The organism is Zhenhengia sp. (assembly GCF_046966505.1).
In the GTDB taxonomy this organism is placed as follows: domain Bacteria; phylum Bacillota; class Clostridia; order Lachnospirales; family Cellulosilyticaceae; genus Zhenhengia; species Zhenhengia yiwuensis.
This window is the reverse complement of the sequence record NZ_JBKVCH010000001.1, coordinates 302,658-314,282: the sequence shown is the minus strand read 5'-3', so window position 1 is coordinate 314,282 and position 11,625 is coordinate 302,658. Positions and strand designations below refer to the sequence as shown.

12 protein-coding genes are annotated in these 11,625 nt (G+C 35.1%); 11 read left to right on the top strand and 1 reads right to left on the bottom strand.

All coding sequences use genetic code 11. The annotated features are described in order from the left end of the window. Nucleotides 1–93: 93 nt before the first annotated feature. The 11 genes from ACLTBU_RS01550 to ACLTBU_RS01500 all read left to right on the top strand — a co-directional run bounded on the left by ACLTBU_RS01550 (nucleotide 94) and on the right by ACLTBU_RS01500 (nucleotide 10,364). Nucleotides 94–396 carry an urease subunit gamma gene (locus ACLTBU_RS01550; protein ID WP_177669489.1) on the top strand — a complete coding sequence of 101 codons (303 nt, stop codon included), beginning with the start codon at nucleotides 94–96 and terminating at the stop codon, nucleotides 394–396. 12 nt (nucleotides 397–408) lie between these two features. Beyond that, nucleotides 409–729 (top strand): urease subunit beta, encoded by a 321-nt coding sequence (locus ACLTBU_RS01545; protein WP_177669491.1) that lies wholly within the window; start codon nucleotides 409–411, stop codon nucleotides 727–729. Between the two features lies 1 nt (nucleotide 730). Continuing rightward, a complete protein-coding gene (gene ureC, locus ACLTBU_RS01540) occupies nucleotides 731–2,446 on the top strand; it encodes an urease subunit alpha (RefSeq protein WP_177669493.1) in 1,716 nt (571 codons plus the stop codon). A gap of 35 nt (nucleotides 2,447–2,481) precedes the next feature. Beyond that, a complete protein-coding gene (locus ACLTBU_RS01535) occupies nucleotides 2,482–2,928 on the top strand; it encodes an urease accessory protein UreE (RefSeq protein ID WP_177669495.1) in 447 nt (148 codons plus the stop codon). Beyond that, nucleotides 2,909–3,610 carry an urease accessory protein UreF gene (locus tag ACLTBU_RS01530; protein WP_177669497.1) on the top strand — a complete coding sequence of 234 codons (702 nt, stop codon included), beginning with the start codon at nucleotides 2,909–2,911 and terminating at the stop codon, nucleotides 3,608–3,610. Before ACLTBU_RS01535 ends, ACLTBU_RS01530 begins: the two co-directional genes overlap by 20 nt. A gap of 18 nt (nucleotides 3,611–3,628) precedes the next feature. Next, nucleotides 3,629–4,240, top strand: a complete 612-nt coding sequence (ureG, locus tag ACLTBU_RS01525) for an urease accessory protein UreG (RefSeq protein WP_177669499.1) — start codon at nucleotides 3,629–3,631, stop codon at nucleotides 4,238–4,240. A 2-nt stretch (nucleotides 4,241–4,242) separates the two neighbouring features. Next, complete coding sequence (locus ACLTBU_RS01520) at nucleotides 4,243–5,073, top strand: urease accessory protein UreD (RefSeq protein WP_412217173.1); 831 nt, start codon at nucleotides 4,243–4,245, stop codon at nucleotides 5,071–5,073. A gap of 252 nt (nucleotides 5,074–5,325) precedes the next feature. Further along, nucleotides 5,326–7,188, top strand: coding sequence for an aryl-sulfate sulfotransferase (locus ACLTBU_RS01515; RefSeq protein ID WP_249332401.1), 1,863 nt, complete (start codon nucleotides 5,326–5,328; stop codon nucleotides 7,186–7,188). A gap of 164 nt (nucleotides 7,189–7,352) precedes the next feature. Then, nucleotides 7,353–8,513 (top strand): AI-2E family transporter, encoded by a 1,161-nt coding sequence (locus tag ACLTBU_RS01510; RefSeq protein WP_177669505.1) that lies wholly within the window; start codon nucleotides 7,353–7,355, stop codon nucleotides 8,511–8,513. 241 nt (nucleotides 8,514–8,754) lie between these two features. Beyond that, the gene (gene pfkB / locus ACLTBU_RS01505; RefSeq protein WP_320650958.1) at nucleotides 8,755–9,657 is read left to right on the top strand and encodes a 1-phosphofructokinase; all 903 of its coding nucleotides are present in this window, start codon (nucleotides 8,755–8,757) and stop codon (nucleotides 9,655–9,657) included. A 59-nt stretch (nucleotides 9,658–9,716) separates the two neighbouring features. Next, entirely contained in the window at nucleotides 9,717–10,364 is a 648-nt protein-coding gene (locus ACLTBU_RS01500) for a DUF1232 domain-containing protein (protein ID WP_412217172.1), read from the top strand. Nucleotides 10,365–10,407: 43 nt separating this feature from the next. Here the strand turns inward: ACLTBU_RS01500 and ACLTBU_RS01495 are convergent, their stop codons facing one another. Next, the gene (locus ACLTBU_RS01495) at nucleotides 10,408–11,580 is read right to left on the bottom strand and encodes a class I SAM-dependent methyltransferase (protein WP_412217171.1); all 1,173 of its coding nucleotides are present in this window, start codon (nucleotides 11,578–11,580) and stop codon (nucleotides 10,408–10,410) included. Between the last annotated feature and the right edge of the window lie 45 nt (nucleotides 11,581–11,625).

Genomic DNA, 11,625 nt, shown 5'->3' with positions numbered 1-11,625 from the left:
TTAAAGTAAAAATACTTGTTAAGTTTTAGATTGTATACTAAACTATTTAATAGATTATTTAATGATATAACTCAAATATATAGGAGTGAAAAAATGAGATTATCACCAAGAGACAAAGAAAAATTACTCATTGTAGTTGCTGCAGAAGTAGCAAGAAGAAGAAAAGCTAAAGGAATTAAATTAAACTATCCAGAAGCTGTTGCATTAATTACTGATGAAATTATGGAAGGTGCAAGAGAAGGCAAAAGTGTTACAATGCTCATGAACGAGGGTAGACAAATCCTTACACAAGATGATGTCATGGATGGCATTAAAGAATTAATAGATGAAGTACAAGTAGAAGCAACTTTTCCAGATGGTACAAAGCTTGTAACGATACACAACCCAATTGCATAAGGAGAAATACACATGATACCAGGAGAATATATTTTACGTAAAGAACCTATTATATGTAATAAAGATAAAGAAAGTACAAATATAATTGTTGTGAATCGTGGTGATAGACCCATTCAAGTAGGTTCACATTTTCATTTTTATGAAGTGAATCAAGCACTTGAATTTGATAGACAGCAGGCTTATGGTAAAAGACTTGATATTCCAGCAGGAACAGCAGTAAGATTTGAGCCAGGGAATGAAAAGCAAGTCTCTTTAATTGACTTAGCAGGAAAAAGAGAAGTTTATGGATTAAACAATCAAATTGATGGGCCATTAACCAAGGAGGATAAATAAAGTGAGTTTTGAAATAGGAAGAAGACAATATGCCGATATGTTTGGGCCTACAACTGGGGATAGTATACGACTTGCGGATACAGAACTATTTATCCAAATAGAAGATGATAAGACTATCTATGGCGAAGAGATGAAATTTGGTGGTGGTAAATCTGTTCGTGATGGAATGGGGCAAAATTCATTAGAAACAAGAGAAAATCCATTAGTAATGGACCTTGTTATTGTTAATGCAATTATCCTAGATTATACAGGTATTTATAAAGCAGATATAGGTATCCGTGATGGTAAAATTGCAGGGATTGGTAAGTCAGGTAATCCACTCATTATGGATGGTGTCGATTTTATTATTGGTGTTGGAACAGAAATCATAGCAGGTGAAGGATTAATTGTCACTGCAGGTGGTATTGATACACATGTTCACTTTATCAATCCAAAACAATGTGAAGAAGCACTTGTATCCGGTATAACAACTATGATTGGTGGTGGTACTGGGCTTGCAGAAGGAAGTAAAGCAACCACATGTACGCCAGGGACATGGCATATTCATCGTATGCTTCAAGCTGTAGAGGATATTCCTATGAATATTGGACTTCTTGGAAAAGGCAGTGGTGCAGCAAAGGCACCAAATGAAGAACAGATTAAAGCTGGTGCCGTAGGGCTTAAAATCCATGAAGACTGGGGAGCAACACGTTCAGCAATTGATTATTCTTTACAAGTTGCAGATGAAATGGATATCCAAGTTGCCATCCATACAGATACACTTAATGAATTTGGATTTGTAGAAGATACTATTGATGCGATCAAAGGTAGAGTCATTCATACATTCCATACAGAAGGTGCAGGGGGTGGACATGCACCAGATATTATAAAAATGGCCTCACAAATGAATGTTCTTCCAGCCTCTACAAACCCAACAAAACCTTATACAGTAAATACTATTGAAGAACATTTAGATATGCTTATGGTATGTCATCACTTAAGTCCAAATGTACCAGAAGACGTTGCTTTTGCAGATTCTAGAATTAGAAAAGAAACAATAGCAGCAGAAGATATTTTACAAGACTTAGGTGTATTTAGCATGATGAGCTCAGACTCACAAGCTATGGGCCGTGTAGGTGAAGTTATTACAAGAACATGGCAAACAGCACATAAGATGAAGATTCAAAGAGGATGCCTTGAAGGCGATCATGAATATGGAGATAATAATAGAGTAAAACGTTATGTAGCCAAATATACGATTAATCCTGCTATTGCTCATGGGATTAGTGATTATGTAGGTTCCATTGAAGTAGGTAAAATCGCAGACCTTGTGATTTGGCACCCAGCCTTCTTTGGTGTAAAAGCTAATATGATTCTTAAGAGTGGTATGGTAGCGAATGGTTGGGTAGGGGATGTCAATGCTTCTATTCCAACACCACAGCCACAACAGTATACAGAAATGTTTGCATCTTATGGGAAAGCTAAGAAAGCATGTAATATTACTTTCGTATCTCAAGCAGCTTATGAGGATGGTATTAAAGAAAAACTTGGCTTAGAGAAAGTTGTTCTTCCAGTAAAAGGCATTCGTAATGTAACGAAGAAAGATATGAAATTAAATGATGCAACACCAGAACTTACAGTTGATCCACAAACTTATGAAGTAAAAGTTAATGGTGAATTGATAACTTGCGAGCCAGTAGATGAAGTACCAATGGCTCAAAGGTACTTCTTATTCTAAAGAGATAAACAATACGCTAGATAAAGGAGCACATTATGATTATAGAGAAAGTAATTGGTAATATAGAAGATAAACAAGATATTCAAGCATTTCATATAGAAAAAGTTATTTTAGAGAGTGATGGATTACTTAAGAGAATTCAACGTGTGAAAACGGACCATGGTACAGAGCTTGGGATTAGCTTATCTCCTAATAGTGTATTAAGAGATGGTGATATTTTACACGAGGATGGTAACAATCTTATCGTCATTAGTGTTAAAGCTGATGATGTGTTAGTGATTCGCCCAGTTGATATGATGCAAATGGGGATTGTTGCACATATGTTAGGTAATAGACATTTACCTGCTCAATTTGAAGAAGATAGTATGATTGTGCAATATGATTATTTAATAGAACGACTTCTTAAAGAAGAAAACTTAAGCTATACAAGAGAAAATAAAAAATTAAAACAGGCATTTAGACATGTTGACCACAGCCACTAATAGGCAACTTCTTCAACTTTTGCAAATTTGTGATTCAAATTTTCCAATTGGTGCTTTTAGTCATTCTTATGGTATGGAAACTTATCTAAGAGATGAGTGGATCACAAATCGAGAAAGTTTTGAGGAGTATATTAAAGCTTTCTTAAAAGGTCAGTTTATATATTCAGATGGTTTAGCTATACGACTTGTCTATGAGGCACTTAGTACCCAGAACTTAGAGAAGTTATGGGAAATAGATCAATTAATTACAGTGCAAACTATGGCAAGAGAAACAAGGGAAGGTACAAAAAGAGTTGGACGACAAATGTTACAGCTGATTTTGGATCTTTATGATAATCCCATTTTAGAAATTTATCAAAAACGTATTGCACAAGCAGTATCTTATGGTCATCCAGCACTTGTTTTTGCAATTGCTGTACATACCATGGGTATTAGTGAAAAAGATGCTATCCTGAGTTATAGCTTTAGTACTGTCTCGAGTTTAGTGCAAAATGGCGTACGTGCTATTCCATTGGGACAAAGAGACGGGCAGATCATTTTAAGAGATATAAGTGAATTTTTAATAGAACTGTATGAAGCAATTAAAAACTTGGAAGAAGAAGATTTTGGAATGACTATACCAGGTCTTGAAATTGCGCAAATGAGACATGAGACATTACACTTTAGACTTTTTATGTCATAATCAGTAAGGAGGAATAGGATGAGACCAATCGTAATCGGGGTCGGAGGACCAGTTGGAGCAGGAAAAACTTTATTAATCGAAAGACTTAGCCGAATGATGTATCCAAAGTATAGTTTAGGTGTCATTACAAATGATATTTATACACTAGAAGATGCTAACTTTTTAATTAAAAACTCCATATTACCTGAAGATCGTGTAATAGGGGTAGAGACAGGTGGATGTCCACATACTGCTATTCGTGAGGATGCCTCTATGAATTTTGCAGCTATTGATGAGATGAAAAAAACTCACCAAGATCTAGATATTATTTTCTTAGAAAGTGGTGGCGATAATCTAGCAGCTACATTTAGTCCAGATCTTGTTGATTTTTCAATTTATATTATTGACGTTGCACAAGGTGAGAAAATTCCTAGAAAAGGTGGACAAGGGATGATAAAAAGTGATCTTTTTATCATTAACAAAACAGATTTAGCACCTTATGTAGGAGCTAACCTAGAAGTCATGAAACAAGATACCATTACATTTAGAGGACAAAAAGAATTTATTTTCACGAATCTAAAGACAGATGAAGGTGTTAACCAAGTGATTGAATGGATTCAAAAGAATTGTTTATTAGAAGGTCTGAATTAAGAATGAAAGAAGGATTAACAGGCTATTTAGAACTTGGTATGCAAAGCAAAAAGGGTTCTTATAGTGCCAAGACGCTTCTGCAAAAGGGTGCTTCTCGTATATCACCAGCAATGTATTTAGATACCAGCGATATTCCTTGTTATTTTATGTTAAGTTTAGGAGGAGGATTTGTAGCAGGCGATGTATACGAAAATAAGTTTACACTTGAAAAGGACGCAAAAGTCATCTTAACAACACAATCCCCTAATAAAATTTTTAAAAGTCCTAATCAAATACCAGCTATCCAAAAGACTTTTATTCATTTAGAAGAAGGTAGCCAGTTAGAGTATATTTCTGATAGTCTTATAGCTTATGAAGATGCTTATTATGTACAAGATACAAGAATTGATATGACAGAAAATGCAAGTCTTGTGTATATCGATGGCATTACTTCAGGATGGGCGCCTACAGGTGAAAAACTTAAGTATGAAGAAGTCAAGTTAAAAACCCATATTTATATGGATGGTCAGCCCGTTGTACTTGATTACCTAAAACTTACTCCTAAAAGTTCTACAATGCAGGCATTAGGAATGTTAGAGGAATATACACAGTTTGGAACTATGATGGTTATTGATTCTAGAATAACAGATAGTATGATAAAAGAAATGAGAATGTACATTGAGCAATTAGGTAAACCCGTAAGATACGGACTTTCAACACCACAATGTAATGGCTTTGTACTTCGTGTATTAGGTAACTTAACACAAGATATTGAAAAAGTAATAGAACGATGCCATGATTATATTCGAGAGCAACTCTATGATATTGAACCATTAAGATTAAGAAAATATTAATTAAGGAACATACAAAATGAAAGTACATATTAAAAAGAGGAATTGAATCTTATTAATATGTACTTTTTAATTATCCTATCTAATCGTTTAATAATATAATATTAAAGAGCGATACCATTAAGAGAGTTTTTTGGGTCTATATGAAAAGTAGGTACTTAAATTTCCAGTTTAATCCTAACATAGGTTAATTTCTTATTTGCTCAATAATGGTAAAATAAAGTTAATCATTTAACAAGCGAAGGAGAAATGGATATGTCAGTTACTTTTAAAAAATTTGATCATATTATTACAGAGCAATATGCGTTAGAACAAGCTTTTCTAACAGAATATAAAAATGGAAACCATACATTGAGTACACCATTTATTAAGCTTAATCCATATGGTATTGCACCTTTAACAGCACTTATTTTATTTAAAACAGAACAAGCTTTAGGGGTAAATGTACTTGTGAAAGGGAAAGAAAAAGCAGGAGATATAACTGCTACTTTTGAAAAAAATACAGAACATGTATTACCTATTTACGGCTTATATGCAGATTATAACAATGAAGTTGTGATTACTTTAGAAAATGGTGAAAGTCATACTGTTTACATTCAGACAGAAGCAGCACCAGAAAAAGTACTTCTACCAACTTACTTAGAAACAACACCAGGTTACTTAGGTGAAAATGTTATTTTTGTTAGCCCAACTTCTAAAGCAATGACAGCAGCTTATGACTATAAAGGGGAAGTACGCTGGTATGGAACATTAAACTTTGCCTTTGACTTAAAACGTATAAAAAATGGGCGTATCCTTCTTGGAACAAATCGCCTTGTAGCACCACCTTATCATACAACTGGTCTTTATGAAATGGGCATGATTGGTAAAATTTATAAAGAATACCGTCTTCCAAGTGGTTATCACCATGATGAATTTGAAATGGAAGATGGCAATCTTTTAGTTCTTACACAAGATCTTCCAACAGGCACAGTAGAAGATATGTGCGTTCTTATTGATAGAGAAACAGGTAAGATCTTAAAATCTTGGGACTATAAAAAAGTATTACCTCAAAATGTAGCCGGTTCAGGAAGCCAAGATGCACATGACTGGTTCCATAATAATGCAGTATGGTATGATAAAAAGACAAATTCTCTTACATTATCAGGTAGACACCAAGATGCTGTCATTAACTTAGACTATGAAACAGGTGATTTAAACTGGATTATTGGTGATCCAGAAGGATGGCCAGCTGAAATGGTAGAAAAATATTTCTTCACACCAGTAGGAGATGAATTTGACTGGCAATATGAACAACATGCTTGTGTTGTCCTTCCAGATGGCGATATTATGGTATTTGATAATGGTCACTTCCGTGCTAAATCAAAAGAAAACTATGTACCAGCAGATAAGAACTTCTCTCGTGGGGTAAGATTCCGTATTAATACAGAAGATATGACTATTAGACAAGTATGGCAATTTGGTAAAGAAAGAGGAAAAGACTTCTTCTCAACTTATATTTCTAACGTAGAATACTATGGTGAAGGCCATTACATGGTACATTCAGGTGGAGCAGGTACTTTAAGAGGGGAAACATGTAACGTACCTCCTGTTATGCATGAAGGTAAAGAAGAAGGCTTAGTGATGAATTCAATCACTATTGAAATTAAAGACGATGTGATTATGCATGAAATGCACTTACCAGGCAACTTCTACCGTGCAGAAAAACTTTCACTTTACTGTGAGGAAGATGTTTTAACATTTGGCAAAGGTGAGCTTCTTGGTTCATTAGGTGTTACAGAAGAAATGATGACGGAAGTACCAGCAGAAAACGGTGGTATGGTACCAGATACTTATAAAGTAAGAATTGGTGAAGAAGAAGACCGCATCATCTTAAAAGCAAGTTTTGAAAAAGGTCAACTTGTTATGATTATGCTTGAAGGTGAAGAAACTACACATCGTTATTTTGTACCAACAACAAAAAGACCATTCCTTGCAATGTGTGTAGGAACATTCCAGGAAACAGATGAAAGAGCTGTAGAGCATCCAATTAGTAAAGAAGGTCTTAAAGGTGACTTTAAAGTGACACTTCTTATTGATGATCAAAAGTATGAAACGGGTGTTAGTGTAACTTGTTAAGAAAAAGTAAAAGAGGCTATGCAAAGCATAATTTGCACAGCCTTTTTTCGTTGTAGTGAATAGTTTTATAAAAAAGGGTCTACACCTTAAAGAGAATGCTGTCAAAACATTGATAAATAGCATGAACGATAGTATAATGTTTACTTAAAAAGAGGAGGTTGAAAATGGAGATTAATAAAGACCAATTTAAGAAAATATTTTTAACTGCGGCAGCTATTATTTTATTTTACTGGGCGCTGCAAAATCATATAGAAGTAGCAGATTGGTTTAATCAAATCTTAGGACTTTTTGCACCTATTCTGCTAGGGCTTGCTATAGCCTTTATTATTAATATTCCTATGGCTGCTATAGAAAATAGACTTTTAAAAGCCGTACCTAATAGATTCAATAAGTTTAAGCGTCCTGTAAGCTTGGTTCTAGCTATGCTTCTTATGGTAGCAGTTGTAGTACTTGTTATGGTTATTATTATTCCAGAACTTGTACGTACTTTCTTGATTATTAAAGAAAGTATTCCAGGTTTTGTAACACAGGTACAAGATTTCTTAAATGATATCATTCAGTACTTCCCAGAGCTTCAAAGTGAAATGACCATTACGATTGACTGGGCAGAATGGGGCAAGAAACTTTTTGAATGGATTCAACGTGGTGCAACAGTTCTTGCAGGTTCTACTTTTAGTGTAATTTCAGCAACTTTTAGTGGGGTATTTACTTTTGTGCTAGGTCTTGTTTTAGCTATTTATGTATTACTTCAAAAAGAGAAGCTAGGCATGCAAGCTAAAAAAGTGATGTATGCTTATATTAAAGAGGATAGGGTAGAACATTTATTACGTGTACTCCATATAGCAAGTAGAGCATTTAGTAACTTTTTTACAGGGCAGTGCTTAGAGGCTATGATTTTAGGCGGAATGTTCTTTGTAACGATGTCTCTCTTTAATCTTCCTTATGAACTGATGATTTCAGTGACTATTGGGTTTACAGCACTTATTCCTATTTTTGGTGCTTTTTTAGGATGCTTTATAGGAGCCTTTTTAATCGTTGTAACCAATCCGGTTCAAGTTATTTGGTTTCTTATTTTATTCTTTGTGCTTCAGCAGTTAGAAGGTAACTTGATTTATCCTCGTGTTGTAGGAAGTTCAGTAGGCCTTCCAGGTATTTGGGTACTCATTGCTGTAACATTAGGTGGTAGTATGTTTGGTGTATTGGGTATGCTCATGATGGTACCGATGTGTTCAGTAGTCTATACTTTATTAGGTGAAAGCGTCAACAAGCGTATAAAGGATAGGAAAATTAGTAAGCATAAAATAACTAAAAAGTTTAACGTATAAAATACTGAAGCAAAGGTTAAGTTGAAACGATTAATAGATTGAAAAGCTTGTTCTAATGATTTATCACAGAGAAGAAGATAGCCTTGTGGTGAGCGTATCAGTGACTTTTGAATTTAAAGAGCTTATTATTGATAAAAAACTATAAAAGAAGTGATAGTTTACTATCACTTCTTTTAAATTGCGCTTTAATGATAGACAACCTATAATAAAAAAGAAGAAATAGATAGAAAAGGTGAAGAAAATGATTTATACAATAACACTCAATCCTTCATTAGATTATGTTGTGAGGGTCAATGATTTTCAAGTTGGTGGGATGAACCGATGTAGTGAAGAGCAGATTTATGTAGGAGGGAAGGGAATTAATGTTTCTCTGATTTTACATCAGCTTGGTATAGAAAATGAAGCATTAGGTTTTGTAGCAGGGTTTACAGGTGGGGAGATTATACGTCTGTTAGATAAGGCACAGGTGAAACATAATTTTATTACGCTTAAAGAAGGTATGTCCCGTATTAATATGAAGTTAAAAAGTGGTGAAGAAACAGAGATTAATGGAAGGGGACCTCATTTAGAAGTAAAGGATCTTATAGAACTTGAGCAGCAACTAGAGTGTATGAAGGAAGGTGACTTCCTTATTCTAGCAGGGAGTATCCCTTCTACATTACCAAGTGATACTTATGAGCAGCTGGTTAAAAAATTCAGTAGCCGTGGTATAGCTTGTATTGTAGATGCTACAAAAGATCTACTGCTTAATGTATTACCTTATGGGCCATTTCTTATTAAGCCTAACCATCATGAACTTGGGGAGCTTTTTGACATGGAACTTAAAACACATGAAGAGGTTATTCCTTATGCTAAAAAGTTACAAGAAAAAGGTGCTCGTAATGTACTCGTTTCTATGGCAGGATTAGGCGCAGTACTTGTAACGGAAGATGGCACAGTTCTTACGCATGAAGGCATAGACGGTAAAGTCAAAAATTCGGTAGGAGCAGGAGACTCTATGGTGGCAGGCTTTATTGCTGGTTATAAGGTAAGTGGAGACTTTAAAGAAGCACTGAAAATGGGTATGGCTGCAGGAAGTGCCACAGCTTTTGAAGAGGATCTTGCAACAGGTGAGCAAATAAAAAGTTTATTTCATAAGCTCTAAGCATAAATCTTTAGTCCTTCTTATATATAAATAATAAGAGAGACTGAGGGGGAATGCAGATGTATGACCACCATGAAAATAAATTGGGAATGCTTATTAGGGAGAGAGTAAGAGAAAAAAATTGGTCTATGCGTAGGCTGAGTCAATATGTACAGATGGACCAGGCAACACTTTCAAGAATTGTGAATGGCAAGCAAAAGGCAGGACTTGTTCATATGCAGAAACTATCACAGGCATTAGATTTATCGATGCATACACTTATTGAAGCAGCAGGTTTTCAGATGAATTTAGAAGAGCGGGAGACAAGCAAAGCATCTGTATCAGATGAGTACCCAGATTTGATGGACTCTATTTTTAAGTTTTATGGACTAGAAAAAGACCCTTTATTAATAGATAAAATTAAGGCAGAACTTATTAAATATGAGCCATATGCTTTGACACATGAAGGAGAAGATCTCATTGATAGAAGGCTAGGAGATAAAATAGAGGCTTTAAGTGCAGAAGGTCTACTTATTGAAAGGCTGAAAGTCCTTTATAAGCATTTTAAAGAAGAGGCATTATCTAGGGAAAAAAAACAAATTATAGGGAGTGGGTTATTATACTTTGTCATTTCAACAGATATTATACCTGATTATATCTTCCCAATAGGTTATTTAGATGATGTGATTGCCATTCGGCTTGTGGAAGAAAGGCTAGCTAAGTTATAAGTAAAATAGGAAAGTATACCTACTTTAGTATACTTTCCTATTTTCATTTATAAAGAGATTCCCTTGTCATAGGAAGCGTGTTGTTAACGCCCTTAGAGAATAAGATTTGATGTAAGTCTACAATCCCATTATTAAAGCAGGCGGCACAGGAACATAAATACATACGCCACATACGGATAAACTTTTCATCAAACATAGTCTCAATCTCAGGGAGATGTGCTTCAAAGTTCTTATACCACTCAAGTAAGGTCTTTGTATAATGTCTACGTAAGCTTTCTACATCTAAAGTATAGAAATGATGGTTAGCTGAAAGGGTGATAATTTCTCTAAGGCTTGGGATAACCCCACCAGGGAAGATATACTTTTTAATCCAAGCATCTCCTGGAGATTCAGTTAGTCCGCTAATATAGTGAAGGAGGCACAAGCCTTCCTCCTTAAGTACGGCATCTACAGCTTTAAAGAAAGTAGGGTATTCCTTACGGCCTACATGCTCTAGCATACCGACACTTACGATACGGTCAAACTTAAGGCCGGAATCAATAAGATCACGGTAATCCATAAGCTTCACATCGAGCAAGTCCGTAAGGCCTTCAGCTTGGATACGTGACTTAAAAGCTGCATGCTGCTCAGTACTAAGGGTAATGCCAAGTCCTTTTACTTTGTAGCATTTGGCCGCTTCAATAAGAAGATTACCCCAGCCGCAACCAATGTCAAGAAGTGTCTGACCTTCTTCTAAGTAGAGTTTCTTAAGTATATGATGGATTTTATTCATTTGCGCTTCATAAAGGGTGTCTGTATCTTTTTTGAAATAAGCACAGGAATAACTCATGGTTTTATCTAGCCAAAGCTTATAGAAATCATTACCTAAGTCATAGTGAGAAGAAACTTGCTGCTTCTGGGTCTTGGCATGAGTAGAAGTATGAAAAATATGAGGTAGTAGATGAAAGTGTGTATGAAAATGTCTCTTATATTTTAAGATGGCATCAAGGGATTCATATAAATCTCCTTCAATGTCAAGGGCTTTATTCATATAAGCTTCACCAAAGGCTAAGGTATAGCTTTTGATAAATTCCATTGTATGAATAGGTTCATTGAGGATAATTTTGAACTGTGAGGGGGGCGTTCCTACTTCTATTTCCTCTCCATCCCAAAAGCGTAAAGTAAAATGGGTATCTTTAAACTTGGAGACAAGTTCTTTAATAGGTGTCTTTTGCATAATCAAACCTCCTTATAAGCAAGTATGACCATAAACTTCCTATTT